The sequence below is a fragment of the uncultured Parabacteroides sp. genome (assembly GCF_902493135.1).
GTDB lineage: Bacteria > Bacteroidota > Bacteroidia > Bacteroidales > Tannerellaceae > Parabacteroides.
In genome coordinates this window covers 1-23,101 of the sequence record NZ_CABUOD010000046.1, presented here as the reverse complement: position 1 = coordinate 23,101, position 23,101 = coordinate 1, and the positions used below count along the sequence as shown (strand labels likewise).

General features: G+C 46.3%; 11 protein-coding genes. All 11 read left to right on the top strand.

Annotated elements, in window-relative coordinates; genetic code table 11:
* Positions 1–101 precede the first annotated feature (101 nt).
* Complete coding sequence (locus RDN79_RS16240; RefSeq protein ID WP_298550087.1) at positions 102–3,248, top strand: TonB-dependent receptor; 3,147 nt, start codon at positions 102–104, stop codon at positions 3,246–3,248.
* A 12-nt stretch (positions 3,249–3,260) separates the two neighbouring features.
* A complete protein-coding gene (locus RDN79_RS16235) occupies positions 3,261–4,997 on the top strand; it encodes a RagB/SusD family nutrient uptake outer membrane protein (RefSeq protein ID WP_298550085.1) in 1,737 nt (578 codons plus the stop codon).
* A complete protein-coding gene (locus RDN79_RS16230) occupies positions 4,997–6,820 on the top strand; it encodes a heparinase II/III family protein (RefSeq protein WP_298550083.1) in 1,824 nt (607 codons plus the stop codon). Before RDN79_RS16235 ends, RDN79_RS16230 begins: the two co-directional genes overlap by 1 nt.
* Positions 6,821–6,854: 34 nt before the next feature.
* A complete protein-coding gene (locus tag RDN79_RS16225) occupies positions 6,855–8,057 on the top strand; it encodes a glycoside hydrolase family 88 protein (RefSeq protein WP_298550081.1) in 1,203 nt (400 codons plus the stop codon).
* Between the two features lie 175 nt (positions 8,058–8,232).
* Complete coding sequence (locus RDN79_RS16220) at positions 8,233–9,201, top strand: site-specific integrase (protein WP_298550079.1); 969 nt, start codon at positions 8,233–8,235, stop codon at positions 9,199–9,201.
* A 592-nt stretch (positions 9,202–9,793) separates the two neighbouring features.
* Positions 9,794–10,384: a DUF3575 domain-containing protein gene (locus RDN79_RS16215; RefSeq protein WP_298550104.1), complete on the top strand. Its 591-nt coding sequence runs from the start codon at positions 9,794–9,796 to the stop codon at positions 10,382–10,384.
* A gap of 12 nt (positions 10,385–10,396) precedes the next feature.
* The gene (locus tag RDN79_RS16210; protein ID WP_374044523.1) at positions 10,397–11,830 is read left to right on the top strand and encodes a hypothetical protein; all 1,434 of its coding nucleotides are present in this window, start codon (positions 10,397–10,399) and stop codon (positions 11,828–11,830) included.
* A 24-nt stretch (positions 11,831–11,854) separates the two neighbouring features.
* Positions 11,855–13,738 carry an Mfa1 family fimbria major subunit gene (locus tag RDN79_RS16205; RefSeq protein WP_298550077.1) on the top strand — a complete coding sequence of 628 codons (1,884 nt, stop codon included), beginning with the start codon at positions 11,855–11,857 and terminating at the stop codon, positions 13,736–13,738.
* Between the two features lie 18 nt (positions 13,739–13,756).
* Positions 13,757–14,779, top strand: a complete 1,023-nt coding sequence (locus RDN79_RS16200) for a FimB/Mfa2 family fimbrial subunit (RefSeq protein WP_298550075.1) — start codon at positions 13,757–13,759, stop codon at positions 14,777–14,779.
* Entirely contained in the window at positions 14,776–16,146 is a 1,371-nt protein-coding gene (locus tag RDN79_RS16195; RefSeq protein ID WP_298550073.1) for a hypothetical protein, read from the top strand. Before RDN79_RS16200 ends, RDN79_RS16195 begins: the two co-directional genes overlap by 4 nt.
* A 132-nt stretch (positions 16,147–16,278) precedes the next feature.
* Positions 16,279–22,050, top strand: a complete 5,772-nt coding sequence (locus RDN79_RS16190; RefSeq protein WP_298550071.1) for a T9SS type A sorting domain-containing protein — start codon at positions 16,279–16,281, stop codon at positions 22,048–22,050.
* Positions 22,051–23,101: the final 1,051 nt, after the last annotated feature.

Sequence of the window (23,101 nt, the reverse complement as noted above, 5' to 3'; positions counted from 1 at the left end):
GTATATAAGAAACGGACGCTTTGTATAGGTCCGTTTGTATATGCCCGGCTACATTTGCCGCCAGAGTTTATCAAAATTTATTAATCTAAATCTACCTATTCATGATGAATGATTTAAACATTCCTTTCTTTAGGAAAACGATGTTTGCAGGAATGGCCACACTGTGCTTGTCGACAGGAGTTACCCAGGCCAATCCGGTTAGTGACGGGGAGGAAGTGACGGAAAAACACGCCGTGGCATTGCCTCAGCAAAAGAAAATGACGATTACGGGAGTTGTGAAGGATGCGCTCGGTCCGGTGGTCGGCGCCAACGTAGTGGAAAAAGGGACCACCAACGGGACGGTTACGGACATGGAAGGCCGTTTCTCTTTGCAGGTATCTTCGAATGCCGTGCTGGTCGTTTCCTATATCGGTTATATAGACCAGACGATTCCGGTGAACGGGAAGAGCTCTTTCACGGTTTTGCTGAAAGAAGATTCACAGGCTTTGGATGAAGTGGTGGTTGTGGGATACGGCACGCAAAAGAAGGTGAACATGACCGGTGCGGTCGCTTCTGTCGATATGAGCAAGATGGTCGACAGTCGTCCGATCACTTCGCTCTCCGCCGGGCTTGCCGGTATGGCTCCCGGTGTTTCCGTAACAGCCGGTAATGGCGGACGGCCCGGTAATGACGGGGCGACGATCCGTGTGCGCGGGCAGGGTACGTTAAACGATTCCAATCCGTTGGTAATCATCGACGGGGTGGAAGCCAGCATGAATAATATCAACCCGCAGGATGTAGAAAGTATTTCGGTTTTGAAGGATGCCGCTTCGTCTGCCATCTACGGCTCCCGTGCGGCAAACGGTGTCATTTTGATCACTACCCGCAAAGGAAAATCCGGTGAAGCGAAAATCTCTTATAACGGTTATGTCACGATGCAGAAAGTGGCGAACCATATCGATTTGGTCTCCAATTATGCCGATTATATGGAATTGTATAACGAAGGGCAGCTCAACAGCGACCTCCCCGCTATCTTCAGTCAGGGAAAAATCGACGAGTGGCGGGCTGCCGGTGACAGTGATCCTGTCAAATATCCGAACTCTGACTGGCAGGACGCTCTGTTCCAGACCGGATGGATGCAGAACCATACGATCAATATCAACGGCGGGTCTGACAAGATTCACTATTATATATCGGGCAATTACATGAAAAATCCCGGTATTATGGAAAATTCCGGATACGAACGTTACAGCGCCCGTGTCAATCTGGATGCGGAAGTAAAAGATTGGTTTACCATAGGTGTCAATGCGTACGGGACGCGTGGAAAAGAGGAGCTGGGATTGTTGAAGACCGAATCGAACGACAATTTCTATACCTATATGCAAGCTACTACGCCGGGTATCTGCTACCAGGCGCCTGATGGCAGGTATGGAGGGGTAAACAACCCGGAAGACGACCCGCAGAGTAGCTCCAACAATGTCTTGAAGATGTTGAACGACGTCAAAGGAAATCGCACGACCAATAACATCGTTTCCCGTTTTTATGCCCAGTTGAGGCCGTTCAAAGGGTTGACGATCGAAGGATCTTGGACCTATGCTTTTTCCGACCAGTTCCTGTACCAGCAACCGGTTTTCCATGATCTGTGGAACTTGTATGACAATACGTTGCAGATTGCCGGAACCGGAGTTTCGAAGGTAATCAACCGCAACAACAAGACTGTCCGTAACAATATGGACGGATTGGTCAGATATGAAACCGACATCGACCGGTTGAATATCCAGGCAACGGTCGGCGCCAGCCAGGAAGCCTATCGTAACAACTGGTTCGAGGCCTCCAAGGAGAAGCTGACCTCTTCGGAACTGACGGAGTTGAATGCCGCCACTGCCAATGCGACGGCGACGGGTACTTACTCCAATTGGTCCATGCGTTCATTCTTCGGCCGGGTCAATTTGAACTGGGACGAGAAATACTTGTTGGAAGCCAATCTCCGCGCCGATGCCTCTTCCCGTTTTGCCCAAAAATATCGTTGGGGCTATTTCCCCTCTTTCTCTTTGGGTTGGCGTATGGAACAGGAAGCCTTCATGAAAGATATCTCATGGCTTAACCAGTTGAAGCTCCGTGCTTCGTATGGTTCGTTGGGAAACAATGCCGTGGGCAACTATGACTATCAGTTGTATTACCAGGCCTCTAATTATGTCTTGAACGACGCCTTGCAGATCGGTATGGCGCAACGTGCTCTTTCGAATGCGGCATTGACTTGGGAAACCTCTTATGTCACGAACTTTGGTGTGGACTTCGCTCTGTTCTCTAAATTGAGCGGAACCGTCGATGCTTTCGTCAAAAACACCAAAGGGATTTTGATCGAACTGCCGGCGCCATTGGTGCATGGTAATGCTACTGTTCCTAAATCCAATGCGGCTGAAGTCCGTAACCGGGGGGTCGAGTTGAGCTTGAACTGGAACGACAAAGTCGGTTCTGTCAACTATTTTGTCGGAGGTAATTTCTCATTTGTCAAAAATAAAGTGACGAAGTTCAAAGGTGACGAAATGTCTCTGAACGGAACCAATATGATCCTGGAAGGCGAACCGATCAATGTCCAGTATGTGCTTTCGGTAGACCGGATCATCCAGACCGAAGAAGATATGGCGATAGTGGAAGCGATGGAAGCGAATGATCCGGATGCCTTCAAACAATACAAGAAGCCGGAATACGGGGATTTCTTATATAAAGATATCGACGGGGACGGATGTATCACCGACAACGATAAGATCAAAGTCGGTAATGGTACCAACCCGACATTCACTTTCGGATTTAATTTCGGCGCCAACTGGAAAGGCTGGGATTTCAGCTGTATCCTGCAAGGTGCTACCGGATTGAAAACCTATTGGAGCGGATTGGATGGCGCCAGCTATTGGCCGCAAGTGCGCCGGGGTAACCAGATCAACAAGACCATTGCAGACGGACGTTGGTATCCGGGCCGCACGGATGCCACTTATCCGCGCCTGTTGAACTATACCGACGGACGCAACCGGGTGGCAAGTGACTTCTGGGTACAGGACAAGTCTTACCTGAGGGTGAAAAACGTCCAGTTGGGATATACGGTCCCGAAACATCTCTCGCAAAAACTCCTGATCGACAACTTCCGTTTATATGTCAGCATCGACAATGCTTTGACCTTTACGGGATATAAGGGATTGGACCCTGAGGTGTCGGGCACGAAATATCCGACTATGCGATTAACAACATTTGGTTTAAACCTTACATTTTAAATAGTTGAAGACATGAAAAAGATCATAATCTATTTGGCGACAATGCTTTTAGCTGCCATGACGTTCACCGGTTGCTATGATTTGGAGACCTATCCGGGAGACAAAGTCAACGAAGGAACATTTTACAAGACCGGCGATCATGCCCATCAAGGCTTGATGGGAATCTATGGCATGCTGCGCCTGAACGAGGCGTACGGTTACCAGTTCTGCTTCGACCATTTGGGAGATATCGCTTACGGGTATAACTATTATATGATGTTCCTGTCGACCTATACGGACCGTGACGGAACGATACAAAATCATTGGCAGACCTTCTATGACGGTGTACATCGTGTCAATACCTTTATACGTTCGGTAAAAGGCATGCGCGGTATCATCACGGACGAACAGATCGATGAGTACGTGGCGGAAGCCAAATTCCTGCGTGCGATGTTCTACTTTTCCTTGACAGATCTTTTCGGTGGGGTTCCCTACTATGACGAATCGACAAATGTCAACGAGGAGTTTATGAACCTGAAGCAACCGAGAAGCAGCCTCGAAGAGGTACGTGCCCATATTTTGGAAGATTTGGACGAAGCGATCAAGTTCCTCCCTGTCGAACATGCCGCCGGTGAATATGGGCGTGCTACTAAAGGTGCAGCCTACGCCCTTCGTGGTAAAGTGCATCTTTATGACAAAGAGTGGCAATCTGCCATCAACGATTTTGAGGAAATTGTTTATAATAAGTCTAATAATTATGGCTATGCCCTCGACGACGATTACGCCCGTGTATTCAAACTCTATAACGGAGCCAAGAGTCCGGAAACGGTCTTCTCGATCCAGAACAAGAGTGGTGTCGGCACCGAGTATGGTATGCAGATACAGGCTCTGATGGGATGTCGTGGCGCATACGGGAGTTGCTGGAACAATACGGTCCCTTCCACACAGTTGGTGGATATGTATGAGTTCAAGGACGGTCGCCCCTTCAACTGGGATGAGATTTTCCCCGGTTATAATGCCATGTCTCCTGATGAACGTAAAGAACTTCTCAGTATCGAGATGGAAGGGGGAGCGATCGTGGGACTTCGCGAAGCGGATACAGCCAAGATATTGAGTGCTTATACTTGTCGCGATCCGAGATTGATGGCTACAGTGATTGTCCCTTATTCGCACTATATGGGAAATATTGGCCGTACTACTAATGTGGATCTGATCTTTGCCTTGGACCATGACCTGGCTGGAAATGCCAATGGTGGTACGATCCAAAACAACGCAGGTTGGGTCTCTTATCTCTATCGGAAGTTCGTGGCCGAAGGAGACCAGGGCGGTGCGATCAGTAACCGTTTGCATACACCGTTCGCTTTCCCCTTGATCCGCTTTGCCGATGTTCTGTTGATGCTCTCCGAGGCCTATAACGAGGCGGGGCAGTTAGACAAGGCCGTGACCGAATTCAACAAGGTGCGTGCACGTGTCGACATGCCGGGCTTGAACTCCGGTCCCGCATGGATGGCTGTCAGCAGCAAAGAGCAGATGGCCGAACGGATACGCAAGGAGCGTGCCGTCGAGTTTGCCGGGGAAGGACTTCGTTTCAGCGACTTGCGCCGTTGGGGATATGAGGTTGCCCGTAAAGCGCTTGACAATGTCGATGCGGTCAATATCTATGGCGAACCGATCTATACCCATCTGTTTAGCGAACGGGATATGCTTTGGCCTATACCGGGTGTGGAACGGGAACGGAATAAGGAGTTGACACAGAACCCGGGTTGGTAATGATGAGATTGATTCACTTAATAGGTTTATTTTTCCTGTTGTTCTCTTTTACGGTTGCCGGACGGAGTTTTTCTGTCCGGCAGACCGGAAAAGAGTTGCGCCAGCATCCCAGGTTGCTTTTCAGCAAGCAAGAGGAACAAAGGGTTCGTGGTTTATTCGGAACCGAACCACTATTGGATAGCTTGCGTGCCGGCCTGATGAGGGAGGCGGAACGTTTGTTGTCGGTTCCTCCCCAGGAAGATCCTCGAAGGAAAATTAAAAATACGAAAGACATACTGCCTGTCAGCCGTGAACAGGTTTACCGGATGGTCAACCTGGCATTGGCCTATCGATTGAGCGGAGACAGACGTTTTGCGGAGAAGGCGGAAAAAGAACTGGTCCACGTCTGCAATTTCCCGGACTGGGATCCTGTCCACTACCTGGATGTGGCGGAGATGACGACAGCCGTAGCCATTGGTTATGACTGGCTGTACGATGTATTGGCTCCTTCGGTCAGGCAGTTGGTTGTCCATTCGATCAAAACAAAGGCATTGGACCTTGTCGTCGAGGAATATAAAACCGGAAATGCGGATTCCTGGGCGAAACGCGAAACGAACTGGAACGTGGTATGCAATACCGGCATGGTATTGGGAGCTTTGGCTATTGAAGAGCATGAGCCGGAACTGGCGGAGCACATCATCGGCGAAGCGGTCAGGTACATCCCGAACTGTCTGAAGCATTTTGCACCGGACGGTGTTTGTTATGAGGGACCTGCCTATTGGGGATATACGAACATGTACCTGTCTCTTTTGCTGAAGGCGCTGAATGATAATTTTGGCGAGGACTTCGGGCTTTCGGAAATGGAGGGGGTGGATAAAAGCGTCTTGTATTATATGCACAGCACAAGTCCTTCCGGCAAGATATTCAATTTTGCCAATTCCGGCAGTACGGCTCCTGCGGCAGAACCCATTTACTTTTATTTCAGCCGGGCTTTCCGCCAGCCGGAGGTAGCGACTTTCTACCGGAATGTCTTGTCAAAGACCGTGCAGAGCGAGAATTATTTCAGATTCTACTTCCTGTCCATACCTTGGTACGATACGGCCTCTTCTCCTGCCGATGCCTTGCCGAAACTGAAAGTTTACGAAGGTATCAATGATATTGTCGTGTTCAACGGGAACCGGAATGTCCCTAACAGCCTTTATCTGATCGCCAAGACCGGAGATCCGGATAGGGCGCACCAGCAGCTGGATATCGGAACCTTTATCGTTGAGACGAACGGGATAAGGTGGACGGACGATCTGGGGAGCGATAACTATAGTCTGCCCGGGTTCTGGGATTACAAGCCGGGAGGACAACGCTGGTCGTATTTCAGAAACTCGAATTTCAGCCACAATACGCTGTCGATCGACCATAAACTGCAAAACTCGGCCGGGACAGGCGAGATCAAACGGCAGGATGACAAGGCCGCCCAACCTTTTGTCACGATGGACATGGGCACGGCTTATGCCGGACAGAGCCGTTTTGTCTACCGGACCTTCCGCATGCTCGACGATACCCGCATACTGGTTACAGACAGCGTAGGGTTGCAGAACCCGTCCCAATCGGTGCAATGGTCCGTGATAACTTCGGCAGACGTCGAATGCAAAGGAAATACTGCCGTTCTCAGGAAGGACGGTAAATCTTTTTCCTTGAAGATCACTTCGCCCGGCAATGCTTCTTTTACGGCAAAGACGGCAAAAAGGGGGACGGAGGCGGAGAAGCCGATAGAGGGATATACGATCCTGTCGGCATCGGTATCGGGTGAACCTGTACAGGTTATCAAAGTTCTCCTGTCGGGAGAATAGGTGATTAGTTACATTTAAAATAAATAATATAGATATGGTAAAAGTGAAACATTTAATGGGCATGGCGCTCGGTGTTGCATTGATCTCCTGCGGAGGGGCAGAAGACAGATTCGTTGAAGAGAACGTTGCGTTTGCCCATAAACAGATAGGAAAAGAGATCGAGCTGATCGAGGCGAGCGGCAAGTTTATGAACCCGACTACGCTGAACCCGGACGGTTCCGTTTATTATTGTAACCTGGCCGACTGGCGCAGTGGTTTCTTTCCCGGTTCGGTCTGGTACCTGTATGAACTGACGGGAGATGAGAGCCTGTTGCCTCTTGCGAAGAAATATACGGAGGCGGTGAAAGATGCCAAAAATATCAAATGGAACCACGATGTCGGTTTTATGATCTATTGCAGTTTTGGAAACGGCCTGCGTCTGACGGGCGATCCGGAATATAAGGAGGTGATTGTCGAAGCCGCCCGTTCCTTGTCTACCCGCTTCCGCCCGGTGGCAGGGATTATTCAGTCGTGGGACGTGGACAGGGGATGGATTTCCGAACGGGGCTGGGAGTGCCCGGTGATCATCGATAACATGATGAACCTGGAGCTGTTGTTTGCCGCTACACGGTTGTCCGGCGACTCGACTTTCTATAAGGTTGCCGTTTCGCACGTCGACCGTACCATGAAGGAACAATATCGTCCGGACGGCAGTTGCTATCATGTGGTGGATTACAGCATGAAAGACGGTTCCGTACGCAACCGCCATACGGCACAGGGATATGCGCACGAATCGGCGTGGAGCCGTGGACAGGCCTGGGGCATCTACGGTCTGACGCTATGTTATCGGGAGACGGGAGACCGGAAGTATCTCGACCAGGCTTTAAAAGCGGTCCGTTTTATGTTCAATCATAAGAATACACCCGAAGACCTTGTGTTCTATTGGGATATGGATGCCCCGAACATTCCTGACGATTACCGGGATGCTTCGGCTGCTGCTTGTATCGCCTCCGCCTTGTATGAGATCAGTACGATGGATGTGCCTGAACCGCAAACGTATAAGGCATATGCCGACCGGATCATGGAAAGCCTGGCTTCGCCGGCTTACCGGGCTGAATTGGGAACGAACGGAAACTTCTTGCTGATGCATTGCGTCGGAAGCATTCCGCATAATGGAGAAATAGATGTCCCGTTGAACTATGCCGACTATTACTTCCTGGAGGCTTTGAAGCGGAAACGGGATATTGAGCATCAATAGCTTCGTTTTTAAGCTGTTTATAAGAAGCCAAGACCGTTCTATTATTAGGTCAGACAAGGGTGTATCAAGCTGGGGTTTTATTACGTCAGACCGGGTACACCTTTTTTGAAGAATTTGACAATAAGTGCCATCCGTATTTGTTATAATGCAATATCATTTAAAACAATATACAGAAATGGCACGAAAGAAAACTTTACCTTCGTTATCGCTTCTCGAATATGCCAATGCGCGTATCGCACTGAAGAAAAAACTGAACAAGGCCAGTACGGCGGAACTTTATCAGGTAGCCGTCAATCATTTTTTGAAATTTGCGAGAAACGACGGGTTTCGTATGGAAGACCTGAACCGGACTCTGATTTCTGATTTTGCCGCTTATTTGCAATGTAAGGGGTTGGCTGCAAATACGATCAACTCCTACCAGAGCAGTTTACGCGCAATCTATAATGCAGCCTGTTATGATGGACTGTTACGGCCTGTGGAACACCCTTTTAAGGGCTTAAAGCTCAAACGTGAATTTACCGTCAAGCGTGCCATATCCGTCAGGCTCATTCAGAAACTGGCGAGTTTTGAGACTGACGGTTCTCAGAGACAAGAATTAGCAGTCGACCTGTGTCTGTTCAGTTTTTTAGCTTGCGGGATGCCGTTTGTCGATATGGCCTATTTGACGGCGGACAACATTCGGAATGGTGAATTGGTCTATAATCGTCGTAAGACAGGTGCTCAAATCCGTATGGAAATCACTACCGGCATGTGGCAGATCATTCGTAAGTACACCCCTGCGGATGGGGAAAGGGAGTTTCTTTTTCCCATTCTTCCGTCCGGTTCACCCACCCACTCGCAATATAAACACTGTCTGGCTTTGCATAACAAGGAATTGAAGGAGGTCGGTGACAAACTTTGCATTCCCGTACATTTTACTTCATACGTGATGCGGCATAGCTGGGCATCTGCGGCATTGCAATCCGGAGTTTCGGTTGCGATTATCAGTCAAGCCTTGGGGCATAGTTCGGAGAAGACGACACGCTATTATTTAAGTGAATTGGATGTTTCCGAATTGACAAGGGCTAACCGGAAAGTTTCAGGTTCTATCGATTATTTGTTAAATAGAATAGAAAACGGAAACACAACCTTATTTATGAAATAAGGGAATTTTAATCTAAAAAAGGATAACCTTACAATTATGAAAATAGGCTAATCAACTATTTAGATTAATAAAAAACCTTTATTTTGGTAATAAAGGTAATACAAAATTATATACTGAAATTCCATTTATGAAGGCCTTTTACCTGTAAATAAGGTCATCACACTTTCTTATTGCCTGATTTTAATTATAATTTATGTTGATGATCATAGGATATTTATAGACATAACATTCCTGCCAGCGTCTCTTCCTTTAACATACTAAAACCCAAAAATTAACCATATTTAACTCCTCTCGGGAATATAAAGATTTCAAATGCTAAATTAGAACAGGCTGAATAGTTTAATAGAACAGATTTTTATGCTTAATTGTAACTTCGTAGGGGATTTCTCACCTTATTTCATAAATAAGTACAAAACTAAAGAATGCAGACTTAACTGATAATTAAAATAGATGAAAAGAAAATTATGGAATTGCAATATTCCTGACTGCATAGGAAACCATAGAAACAGGCCGTGTGGTATCGGATGAATTAAAAGCATCGAATAAGGCCTTGAAATTTGGGAAAAATAATAATAAAATAACAAAGAGTATGATGAGAAAACTTATCGTCATGATGTTCCTGTTAATGATCCCCCTGTCTTTCTACGGACAAGACAGGTTGGCCGGGCAAAAAGGTTCGACCGCCGGGATCAAGACCAATATCCCATACTGGGGTACGGCAACTTTCAATGTCGGCGCGGAATTTCGCTTGGCACGTCATTGGAGCTTGGACATAGAAACCGGGCTGAACCCGTTCGACGGAAAGGAGGAGGACGGCAGCTATGGCAAATCTCTCAAACATTGGCGACTCCATCCAGAGATACGCTATTGGTTCTGTGAAACGTTCTACAAACATTTCATCGGGTTGCATGTCCCGTACATATTATATAATGTGTCGGACATTAAAATACTCGGCACTGAAGGCGAACGCCATCAGGGTTGGGGTGCAGGTGCGGGTATCAGTTACGGTTATTCCTGGCTGCTCTCCAAGCATTGGAATTTGGAAGCGACTGTCGGTGTGGGTTACCTCTACCTTGAGTCGGAGAAATATCCCTGTACCAATTGCGGTCGTCGGCAAGAGTATGTCAAGAAACATTATTTCGGCCCAACACAGGCAGCCATCAATTTGATTTATCAATTTTAATACCGTCATCTTATGAAAATGTACAGAACCCTACTGCCCATGTTGGCAGGCTTGCTGGCGGTAACCGCCTCCGAGGCACAGACAATCAAAGTGAAAGACCAAATCGTGGAAAAGGCGGACGGCACATTGATCGTCGGCATGACGCTTGACCTGAGCAAAATAGAAGTACCCTCAAACCGTTGTTACGTTTATACGCCGGTCGTGACGGCGGGTGACAGTGTCCGTGCGCTTACTCCGTTGATTGTCTGCGGTCGTGATCGTCATATACTGTATGAACGTACGGGACGTACGTATGGGACACATAGTGAATATGAACTACGTCGTGAGAATGGCAAGGAACAGTCTTTCGAATATACCACCCGTACCCCGATGGCTCCCTGGATGAAGAAGTCGGAAGTGGCTCTCGTGACGGATGTCTGCGGTTGCGGTTGGGAAAACTTGATGAACGATCGTTCACCGCTCTTTCCGATCAACCTTGCCGAACCGGTTGTGCTGAAACCGTTACTCGCCTACCGTACGCCCGAAGCCGAAGCGGTCAAAGCGCGTTCGATCGAAGGGAAGGCGTTCCTCGACTTCCCGGTCAACAAGATAACGATCTATCCTGACTACCGCAACAACCCGCGTGAACTGGCCGCCATTCGTTCCACTATCGACGCGGTACGCGACGATCCCTATGCAACTATCACGGAAGTATGGATCAAGGGCTTCGCCTCTCCTGAAGGAACTTATGCCAACAACACTTATCTGGCGGAAAACCGTGCAAAGGCCTTGCGTGACTACGTGAAGAGCCTCTACCGATTCGAACATGCCACGTTCAGCGTCGATTTCGAGCCGGAAGACTGGGAAGGACTGGAAAAGCGGCTGGAGGAGATGAACCTGCCTGACAAGGCGGAACTGCTCGCCATCATCCGTAATCCGGAACCGCGCGATATGGACAAGAAGGAGTTGAAGTTGAAAACATTGAATGGCGGTACGTCTTATAAGATACTGCTGCGTGACATCTATCCTGCTTTGCGTCACTCGGACTACGTGGTGAAATACAACATCCGCAATTTTACGGCCGAGGAAGCGAAATCGCTCATCTATACCGATCCGAAGAAGCTCAGCCTGAACGAAATGTTTATGGTGGCACAACTCTATGAGGCTGGAAGCGACAAGTATAACGAAGTGTTTGAAATCGCCGTCCGCATGTTCCCCGACGATCCGGTGTCTAACCTGAATGCCGCCAATACGGCGATCCGGACAGGCCAGTTGGACCGTGCGGAAAGTTACCTTGCGAAAGCCGTCGAAGGTGACGAGAAACAATTGGCGTTCGCCTCTGTCCGGATGCTACGCGGTGATCTCGACGGTGCGGAAGCGATCCTGGAAACATTGGAAAACAGCACCGTCTGCGGTGATGCGGCACGTGCGAACCTCGAACAGATCAAGGCGAAGCGTGCGGAATGAGAAATTTTCAAAAAATGATAGGGTATGAACATTGCACATAAATTATTGGTATATGCCTGTGCGGCCGGCGGTCTTTTGTTTGCCGGCTGTTCGGACGAATTTCGGACGGAACGCGACGATGGCGATGACAAGCCGATCGAAGAGAACTACTTCCGTCTGACACTTCATTGTCCGGATGCCAAGGCTCCGCTCACCCGCTCGAACCCCACCGGGGGAGAGAACGGGGACGGCTATGAGCCGGGACAGGACTACGAAACGCGCATTGATGATTTGATGCTGCTCTTTTACCGAGGGACGGATGGGATAAATTCGCCCGCCTCGACGCCGATCGACAAGATCATCTACCTCGACCGCGATGCCATGCTGGGCGATAACCGCACAGAACCGGTGCTGGTGGGACTGCCAGGCGGCTGGTACGACCTGCTGGTCATTACTAACACAGGCAACATCCGTCCGCAGCTCAAAGACTTGACGTTGGGAGGCGTGCGCGACTTCCTGCAAAAACGGGCTTGGATGGAAAGAAACGGCAAGTACTCCCGTTTCGTGATGGCTTCGGACGGCCATCTGGACGAGAAGGTTTACATCTGCGGTGACAATACGATCGACAACCCGGCTTCGGCGACCGTTGAGGTCGAGCGCCATGCGGCACGTATCGACTATCTTCCGGAGCACGATTACTTCGACGTGATGGACCGCATAGGCGGTGCTGCCCGCGTGTCGATTACCGGTGCCATGATCGTCAACAAGCTGGATGCCGGTTCGTATATGATCAAGCGTGTAATCGATGCCGCCCCTGACGGTAGGTTCGGCCCGGCAAACACGCTCGAATACCTTGGGCTGGAGCTGCCCGAATGGGGTGACCACCAGACGAACTACGTGCTCGACCCGTGGAGCCGCTATAAGACGATGGCGAACGTGAACAGCGAGATGTTCAATCCCAACTGGCCGGAGCGTCCCGCTTCGGACGGCAAACCGGTCGAAGCCCTCTATGAAAACTATTTTATGAGTTTCGGTACTTCGGCAGGCAATTGGCGTTTCACCGATGGCATGGGTGAGCGAGTGGGTGAGTGGTATCGCGTGGGCTACACGAAAGAGAACACGGTGGCGCGGGATGATCAGTCGCCTTACTATAGCACCGGAGTTGTGTTTAGGACATTATATGGCCCCAGAAAGTGCCTGTTCTACGATCCCGCGACAGGAGAGGCCGACTACCGTAAAGGGTTGGACGGCTCGCCGTTTACCTTTTTCGCTTTCGGTGGAGCGATTTACGGATCACCCGAAGCGGCGATGCTTGCTTTCACGGAAGGGGCTTTGGACGTGTCGGCCTACGATTTCACGGGCAAGACCTGGAATGACGTGCGGTCGCTGGCGTCGAGTTTGAAGGAAGGCGATCCGACCGGATACCGCCGTTTCCTTTCACGATGGTTGAAAGACAAGGATTTATCGATGCGTCTGACTTCTGATGAAGCGTCTGCATTGGCTTGGAAGAGTTATATGTACACGACATTCGGATATGTTTCACGCGCAGATGGCACGCCGCAAGTCAATCAGGGCGGCAAAGACACGCGCCGTCTGTTGGCACGCTATGGTTTGCATACCTATGTGGACGGTGTTTGCTTCTACACCCATTGGATCCGTCACTCCAACAACAACGCCCCGTCGAAGGGGATCATGGAGTATGCCATCGTGCGCAATAACGTCTACAAGTTGCGTATCCGCGACATTTACGGCTTGGGGAATGACATCCCTTACGAACCGCCGTTCGATCCCGAGCCCGAGGATCCGATAGATCCGGACGATCCTGAAGATCCCGACAATCCGGATCATCCGGACGAACCGGATAACATCGAGATAGAGGTGATAGTCAAGCCTTGGGGACCGCTTCCGGACGAGACGATTTATTTTTAAACAAAAAATAGGAGAACAATGAAATACCATAAGATATTATACCTTTTATTTCCGGTACTGGCGGTTCTCGGCCTCTCCGGACTGACTTCATGCGATTATATCCATGACGAACTTCCTCTTTGCCGGCACACGCTCCGTTTCGTCTACCGGCACAACATCAAACATGCCGACGCGTTTGCCTACGAGATGGTGAACCAGGAACGTGAAAAGAACGTCCGTCTCTACATCTACGACTGCGACGGCAAGTACCTTTCTTCGCGATTGATCGAGGGCGACGAGTTGAAGAAGAACGAAGTGGACCTCAGCGAATTGGAACCGGGTGACTACCGCCTGCTGGCCTGGGCCGGGCTGAATGAGACGGATTACACCTGGACGGAGCCTGCCGCAGGTTCTTCCATTGACGACTTCCGCATGGCGGTGAAAGCCACAGAAAATCGGGTGGATCGCGAATTGTCGGGTCTGTTTCAAGGCGAACTCGACTATACGGTCCCGGTAGGCGGCGCGACCGACACCGAGTTTCCGCTGGTGAAGAACACTAACAAAATACGCTTCATCCTGATCGATGCCAACCGGGGTACGAAACTGGAGGAAGACGCTTTCAATTTAGTGGTCACCACTACCAATAGTGATCTTGACGCGCAGAATGAACCGCAATCCGCCACGCGCATCACCTGGTTGCCCTATCTGCAACAGGTGGAGACGGTCAAGTCGGCCGACAATGCAATTGTTTCCTATGATGCCGTCTGTACCGAACTGAATACGCTCCGCCTGATCGACAATTCGACCGGCACGCTGAGCGTCCGCTATGCAAGCGAAATAACGCCATTCATCAATGTCGACCTGACAGGTTTGCTGAAACTGACGCAGATCGCTTCGCACAAGTTGCCGGGACAGGAGTACCTGGACCGCCAGGACGAATATGTAATCACCGCCTACGTGGATATCGCCGGCGGACGGGCGCACTGCCTCTACGTGGTAGTGGACGACTGGATTGTCCGCCTCGAAGATGTGACACTTGGTAATGAGGAGATGGGATTATGAAAAACAGATTGAATCAATATAAGCGCTTGCCGTTGCTTGCCGGCCTGTTTGCCCTCATCGCCTTCGGATGCGTGAGCGGCGAACAGGGTGGGAACGGCGATCCCGACCTCCCCGAAATGGTGGAGGTGGACTTACAGGTGGGCGTTTCCGATGTATCGGGATCGTTGCAGACGAAAGCGAGCGCCGATGATCTGAAACCTTTGGACGGCGAACTAATCCATTCGTTAGTGGTGTTTATCGTGGATGCGTCCGGCAAGGTGGAAAAGAAGTTTCAGCCGGATTTGAAAAGCGATACGAAAGCCCAACAAGGCGAACTGACAAGCTGGAAGTCTGGCTCTTTCAAGATCACCGGCGGGGCGAAGCGGATTTATGCGTTTGCGAATTGGGAATCGCTGAAAGATGAACCCTTGAAAGATATTGTTGCAACAGCGGAGGGAGATAATATGCCAATGTTGCCCTCTACCGTTTCCTGGGAATCAGGCATCAATAATATTCTTGCTACGAAAAAATTCCTTCCTATGAGTGTGCAGGAAGAATGGGTTCCGGCAAATGGAGTGAAACCGATTTATTTGGTTCGCTTGGTGAGCCGTCTGAAAGTCAAGATGCGCAACAGAACGAACCACCTGATTACTGTTACCGGTTTGACCGTGGGAGAGTTCAATACGACAGGGAGTCTTTTTGAAGTGGACAAGTTTGTGGCACTGTCCGGAAATGGTTATTCGATTGAAAATCTTTTCAAAGATGAGGAACTTGCTGCAACAGACGGTTCCATGGAGTCTGATTGGTTCTATGTGAACGAGTCGGAGACTGCCGGCGGGTTTAAGGTGAAATTGCAGACAAGCAGTGATGTTCATCCGGATAATAATCCGCATCAAGGGGAAAAGTTCACTGCCCTTCGTCAGATTCCCCGCAATCATGTCTGGAATCTGAATATCGAGTTCACGCCTTATAAACTGACACTTTTGTCTGTAAGCAATGAAAATCCGCCGATCGGAGGATATCCGGAATCTTCTACCAGCAATGGCATAACCGATTTGGTTTGCACGGTATATGGCGGTGGTCCATTTACAATTACGATCGATGAGTTGGTTTCGCAAGAAAATAATGAAGGAGATATCTCTAAACAAGTAGATTGGAGTATCGGAAACGTAAACAAGGGTGATTTGTTAGCGGAAGCCCCTAATAGTGTGACACAAAATAATACTACTGGAAAATGGCAAATCACAGGCGGTCGCATGGTTGGTGCTGCTACTAAGGAACAAAGCGCGACATTCGAGCTGATTGCAAAGAAAGGCGGTGTCGTTTTGGCCACTTTCCAAATCCAGTTGAAGTTTGCGGATATATTTGACCAAGCGGCAAATCCTTGAAAGGTTACTCGATAAGTCGATGTTTGTCAACTTAGTAAGTATCCACGAGTCTGCTTATTAAGTAGATTCCTGCTTGTTTACTAAGCATATTTCATACTATAAACAACAGATATAACAACTAAATTAAATACAATGAAACGAAATAAATTAATATATGACAGATGGCTCCGGGTACTCTTCCTGTCGTTCGCCCTGTTAGTTGGCGGGGGCGGCTGGATAGCTTGGGGAGAGAAGACGTTTACAGGACCGGTTAGCAAAGATGGAAGTAATAGGCCCAAAATTATCATGAAAGATCATGAAAGTGTTATAAGTCTAAACAATGGTACAACCATGCGCATGGGACATGATAGTGTATTTCATGAAGTAAAGACGATTTATGCGAGGATGAATCAAGCACGCCGATTATTTATACCTGAATTAAGGTTGTGTATTGCCAATAAAGCAAATAATAACGAAAAGTATAACTGGTTTGTACATTGGTATGTAGTAGACCGTTCTAATGGAAATGCTGTAAATATTGATAATAGCAACATTCAATTCTCGTTTAAGGAAGAAGTAATGGATCAAAAAATAGCAAGAATGCAGGGAGGAGATTGGGATTATGAAGCTCGTCGTCCAAATTCAACGAATAATGAAGAACATAACTCTACTGATAATGATGAAGGAAAACATCTAACTGAAGATTTTTTTATTGAAGAACAGAATGGAGGATGGGTTTGGTCAAAAAGGCTCAGGCAAAAAATTTGGAAAAAAAACTATAACGAGTACGGTGGTGGATACGGTATGGATGCTTCCACAATTTATTTTACTGTAAATAATGATGAAGCATTTAATAAATTTGATATTTATTGTGATATTAGTATTTATCAAGATGGTACATGGGAAGAATCTACTGAAGAAAATGTAGCTGGAATATATATGGAGCCGACATTGACAAAACGCTTTATATATCGCCTTCAAAATGCAACCAATGGTAATATTCCAAATGAACCGGAAGTTTTTAAATTTGATTATCCGTATGATGAATCGAATAAAACTATAAACTTCTCTATGCCTTATATGCCGGATAATTATTTCTGGGGCAATTATCAGGGGAAACATTTTGAATATAAATATAAAGGTGAAGAAGATTCTGAATATAGACCTTTCCGACTTGTAAGTCGTCAAAACGCTTTGATTCCTTTTCAACAAACACAAAGAATTTTAGGAGGTGAGGATGGTGATAAGTATTCCCCAACAGATTCTATCGTTATTTATGTTAGAGTTTCAGATAGTGACGATTCTAACGGGAATAAATCGGATCCTATGGCCAAATTTGTTTTCAATCCGCTACTCAATTCCGGCTTTAAATTAGGAACTGATATTAATAATGATGATTTTGCCTATCGATGGCCACGAAGACATTCGGAGAAATATAAATTGATAGGTTCTGTGGATTTTGATAATAATGATGTGGTTGATAAGTTAGTAGGATTTTCTAATGCAAACTCAGAAAATGCAAACAATATGTCACAAAGACCGTTTGGTTATTATTCGGAAAATCAAACTAGTTACGGGTTCTTAAGAAAAGACGCTTATACATTACTTCATGATAGAAAATGGGCTCCTCAAGGAAATAATCTGTCTATAACAAATAATCAAAATATATATGGTTTATACCGAAGTGCAGGACTGAAAGGTATTTCTGCTCATGGTGACATTTGCTATAAAGGGCATAGTGAAGAAGATAATGTTGATTGGAGTAAAATGTATATATGGCCTACCGCAAGTACTGATCTAACATTATACGATCGTACATACATGATATCCCAAGATCGTGAAGATGCTGATTATGAAGAAAATAAAGTGAAATATGGATATTTCTATTATATTGATGCTTCAAAAGAAGCAGGAACATTGGTAGAGGTTCCGGTTGATAATATTTGCCCCAATACGGAATTGACTGTAACAGCATGGATTGCAGATATGACGCGACCCCGTACTTCATCAATAGGTGGAATATCTTATAATCCGTTAGCACCTAACGTGAATTTAATCTTTAAGGGTTTTAACGCCGAAAGGAAAGAGGTTATACTACATCAATTTACCTCCTGTGATGCTTTGGTTGATTATGGAAATGTAAGCGAAGATTTAAGCGGAAATATTACTAACGAACATAATAATAGCAATCTTTTCAAATGGCAACAACTCTGCTATTCGTTTGTTGTTGATGATTTAAAAGGATGTACTGAATTCTACTTGGAAGTTCAAAACAACGAGCCCCACACTGACGGTGCCGACTATGCTATTGATGATATCCGTGTATTTATGAGAAAACCGGAAGTTGAAATCGTGCAAGCCGGTAACTTGTGCGATACGGAAGTAAAAACTGTCAGATACGGGACAAGTTATAGTAATATCATGCGTGTTATGGGATTGAAGGAAAATCAGGAAGTGAAATCGCCTAATGATGATGTTCATTGGGCTGATCCAAATGATCCGTTACCACAAAAGTTGGTAGATTATATTAATGATAAATATGCTGATAGACAAGAGGATGCAATGAAACATTTCACAAAGATTTATTATTCTGTTTATGAAAAAGAAAATTTAGAGAGACCTCTTGAGATAGATTACGATGGCGATGGGGAAAAAGAATTATACCGTGTTTCTTATCTTTCTACTATCAAAGATGATATGGCATGGGTTGATGCTTCATTTTCTTTTGACTCGAAAAATTCAGCAGATAAAATTTATTCTTTGCCACTTGATATCGGTGAGGCTTTTGACCCAGAGAAAGAATATGTTGCCAGAATTACCACTCAGCCGTTAGGTAATAATTATGAATCTATTGCGTGTGGTTCTTGTGCATTGATCGGAGATCCGTTTAGAATTTCTGTGGCTGGCGATCGCTTTACTATATATAGTGACGAAAGTGTGGGATCGGAAATTACTAAACCGGAAAACGTGGAACAGGGGAAAACATATAAGATAGTCGGTAATTTCCGATATTTGGATAGTGGCACATGGACAACATTGGAGAATGCTAAATTCGACTGGTTTATAGGAACCCTTGAAGAGTTTAATACTTCCAAAGTAACGATAGGCAACACAGAGTATACAATTCAGGAAGCATTGAATGTAATTTCAACAAGCAAAGATAAAGATACCAGGGAAAATATAAAAAATGCTTTAGTAGAGAGATTTGGAGAATATGAAAGTACAGAGAACGATAAGAAAGGTAAGTTTGTTTTTGGTAAATATTCTTTTGACTATACAATGGTAAATAAATACCAGTTGATTGTCGGTTTGCCAAGGGCTATACAGGATAATGATGTTATGATTGCAGAAAATTTGTATTGTGCAAAACCTGTTGAGATTAAATTAGGAGGTACACCTCCGATTATTGATCCGGGTGATCCCGATGTGCCCGATCCGAAAGATCCCGAAGACCCTAATAACCATAAAGACCCGGATCCGAAAGACGATCCGAAAGATACTCAACCTGATAAAGATTCGACAGACGGCTCACATGTTCGTTCTGTCCGTGTGGGTTTGATTCAGATAAAGGATATGCTGTTGAACAATGGGACATTGCGTATTCCGATTTATTCTCGTAAGTCAGAAAAGAATGAAATATTTGTTGTAGATAAGACTAATCAGAATATAATGGTTTACCAAACTTCGGATATTCTATGGAAAGAGACGGAGTCGGTGGCTAAATTAATAGAACTTGGAGATCAATATGTGGATATGAATAATGCTAAACCGACATGGAATGAAAACTATTTCAAAATCCAATTTAATCAAATGGCTGTTAATAAGTTCCGTGAAGGTTTTTGGTATATGGTCAATATCCCTTATGCCGTAAAGAATACGGATGAAGATAAAATCGTTTATAATGGCATCATGAAACTGACCCTCAAAATCGTTCCCGAATATGTGACATGGGTCGGAAGTGAAACAGATATGTATAACTGGAACAACGACGGGCCAAGCCATTGGAGACGGTCTAATGATAAAGAACTTTATACAATAGGTGTTGCAAATAAGAGCGGTAGCCATAATGAAGCCTACGTCCCAATGCGTTTCACGAAAGTGACGGTTTATGGTAAGGCACAGAAAGAAGGGAACGATTATAATCTAAATGGAAATGCTTATGCTGCCCATCCGCATTTGTATGAATTGAAAAAGCAAACCAGCTTGCCTATATTAAATATGAAAGCAGAGGATGAAATCGGTGCTGCTACCAAGAACATCGAATATGACTTGCTTGCCGATCCGGATTATGAAAAAGAATTGTTCGGAAGTTTTGATAATCCTGATAAAAAGGATGATGTTCATAATTATGCCTGTGTCCGCTTCTACGGCAATACCTGCGATGATATCTATATCAAACCTGAATCAGAAATCCTGCATACGGAGTACTTGACTTATGATACGGCACACGTAGATTATGAAATGGACCCGAACCGCTGGTATATGCTTGCTTCACCTTTGAGAGGCGTGGTATCGGGAGATATGTATTTGCCGACAGGAACTGGGACTGGTCAATATGCACGTCAGGAAACTCCGGCGTTTGAGAAAATTAATTATGAGGATAATACGAAATATACCCGTTGGGCTCCAGCTGTTTATATGCGTGGATGGAAGAAAAGTAAAGCTTGGGTAATTCATTCGAGCGGTATTAATAATCCTGTAAATTATGCTATTTCTACCGGTTGGTCGAATCTGTATAATGATGTGGATGTATCATTTGCTTCAGGTACAGGATTTTCGATTGGAACAAAGGCGGAAAGTTCTTTCAGTGGTAAAGTATTATTCCGGTTACCCAAAAACGATAATTCATATAGTTACTATGCGAGTGATAATACTACGAATGACAACAAAGAGTTGACAAGCGAAAATCGAGAAGGTAACGGTCGTTTCTTGATCAGTCCTGATGAGATGGGGAGCAATCCTGTTACATCTCATGTGGTGGACACGGTTGAAGAAATGTTCGGAAACCCATTCATGTCTCATTTGAATATGAAAACGTTTTTTGAAGTGAATGGAAGAAGTGAAGGAACATATTATATTTTGAATGACAACAAAATAATATCTAATGTGATGGGTAAGGATTATACCTTATCTACATCAGATGGTTATAATGGTGAATATATCGCTCCCCTCCAGTCATTCATTGTCCCGAATATGACAAAAGCCACTTTCACCACCGACATGATTGCGAAAGCCCCGGCAACCGGAAAACCAGGTTTGCGTTCCGCCACCTCCTCCCCTGCCGATGAACCTCTGCCGCAATTGCGTATCACCGCTACCCGTGACGGTGTTCGTAATACTGCCGTCGTTGCCGGTCTTGTCACCGCATCAGACAGCTATGTGGAGGGCGAAGACGCCGCCTTGCTGATCAACGAGGAAGTAGCTGCACCGCAAGTTTATACTCTTGCCGGCAACCAGATGACGGCTATCAACGTGACGCCGGAACTGGCGGAGATCCCGCTCGGTATCTACGGCAAAAACGCGACCCCGGTAGAGCTTAGCTTCAAGGTGTCGGGCGCCATGAAAAATGTGAAGTTGGTGGACAAGCAGACCGGTAAACGCTATGACGTGACTGACGGCTTGACGCTGACCGTTCCGGGCAATACCTCCGGACGTTACGTATTGAACGGTTCGATCGCCACCTCCAACGAGATCGTTGCCCAGGGCCGCATCATCTTCTACAACAGCGCACCCGGACGGATCGATATCTCCTCCGTTGACCCGCTGAACGAAGTGACGGTTTATGACGTTTCCGGTCGCGCCTTGCGCACCTTGCGTAACCTAAACACGCCGACCACCTCCGTCGACCATCTCGCACCGGGCATCTATGTCGTCCGTGCCGAGAGCGGTTCGCAGGTCGTTAGCGAAAAGGTTGAGGTGAAGTAAGCCGCCGATAAGGATTAAGAATTATATAAAGAGAACACGGAACATCCCGGAAAATAAACCGGAGAAGTTCCGTGTTCTTGTTTTTAATAGACCTGTTATGACAGTTCCATTGCTTTGTTTACAGCATACTTAACGTGAGTTCGATATAACCAAATAAATATCTGCCTGAATAATAGGAATATAACGACAAAAGTGTTAATTCTATAGTCTCAAAACAACATTTAAACGATTACCGCTATGTTCTCAGAGGCTAAAGATCTACATACGAAGTTTTCTGCAAATTATCTGTCACTCTATCACTATTAAGATTGTATCCATTGATATTCAAGCGTTATAGGAAGTGATACATGGCGTTTTTCTCTATCACTACAGTGTCACTCCTCTATCACTCCTAAACATGGCATTTTTATCATATAATTGAAAAACAGCACATTGCCTTCTCTTGCTTTTGAAAAAGCATCTAAAAAAAATCAAGCAAACAAATGTAAAAACGAATGTAATAGGTATTAAATCGGCAAAATACGGTTTTTCATTCCACAAAAGACTTCTCTTTTTTAGCAAGAAACAAGCACATAATCTCGTAGACACCCCCATGTCGCCACCCTTTATACCCGGGTGTACCGGCTCTCCACACCCGGGTGTAAAAAGGAGCAACAGGGGAACGTCCGGAAACTAAAGTGCCTTGCCGGATCACGAAAACTACTTGGTTTTACATATTTTATAGTCGTTTTTACATAAAATAATCGAGTCATTTGCAGGAGTGAGAATGAGGCGCTTGTTGTTCGTGTTGTTTGCAATGCGCTTATATACAGTCATATATAAACGAAATACATGTTTTCCATCAAATTACCTGTGATAGGGTAGTGACACTGTTGTGATACTTTAGTGATAGAGAAAACAGGTATGTATCACTATGGAATAAGCTGAATATCAATTGGTAAAGAGGTATCAGTGATACAGTGACAGAGAAATGGAAAAAACTTGGTTCTTCGTCATTTTCGGGGCAGTTCATGTGTTAAAGCTAGTAAGTTTATTGCAAAGCAAGGTAATG

What these genes read in the sequence shown, in the direction of transcription:
- RDN79_RS16240 (WP_298550087.1), top strand. Translation starts at nt 102, where the DNA reads ATGATGAATGATTTAAACATTCCTTTCTTTAGGAAAACGATGTTTGCA.
- RDN79_RS16235 (WP_298550085.1), top strand. Translation starts at nt 3,261, where the DNA reads ATGAAAAAGATCATAATCTATTTGGCGACAATGCTTTTAGCTGCCATG.
- RDN79_RS16230 (WP_298550083.1), top strand. Translation starts at nt 4,997, where the DNA reads ATGATGAGATTGATTCACTTAATAGGTTTATTTTTCCTGTTGTTCTCT.
- RDN79_RS16225 (WP_298550081.1), top strand. Translation starts at nt 6,855, where the DNA reads ATGGTAAAAGTGAAACATTTAATGGGCATGGCGCTCGGTGTTGCATTG.
- RDN79_RS16220 (WP_298550079.1), top strand. Translation starts at nt 8,233, where the DNA reads ATGGCACGAAAGAAAACTTTACCTTCGTTATCGCTTCTCGAATATGCC.
- RDN79_RS16215 (WP_298550104.1), top strand. Translation starts at nt 9,794, where the DNA reads ATGAGAAAACTTATCGTCATGATGTTCCTGTTAATGATCCCCCTGTCT.
- RDN79_RS16210 (WP_374044523.1), top strand. Translation starts at nt 10,397, where the DNA reads ATGAAAATGTACAGAACCCTACTGCCCATGTTGGCAGGCTTGCTGGCG.
- RDN79_RS16205 (WP_298550077.1), top strand. Translation starts at nt 11,855, where the DNA reads ATGAACATTGCACATAAATTATTGGTATATGCCTGTGCGGCCGGCGGT.
- RDN79_RS16200 (WP_298550075.1), top strand. Translation starts at nt 13,757, where the DNA reads ATGAAATACCATAAGATATTATACCTTTTATTTCCGGTACTGGCGGTT.
- RDN79_RS16195 (WP_298550073.1), top strand. Translation starts at nt 14,776, where the DNA reads ATGAAAAACAGATTGAATCAATATAAGCGCTTGCCGTTGCTTGCCGGC.
- RDN79_RS16190 (WP_298550071.1), top strand. Translation starts at nt 16,279, where the DNA reads ATGAAACGAAATAAATTAATATATGACAGATGGCTCCGGGTACTCTTC.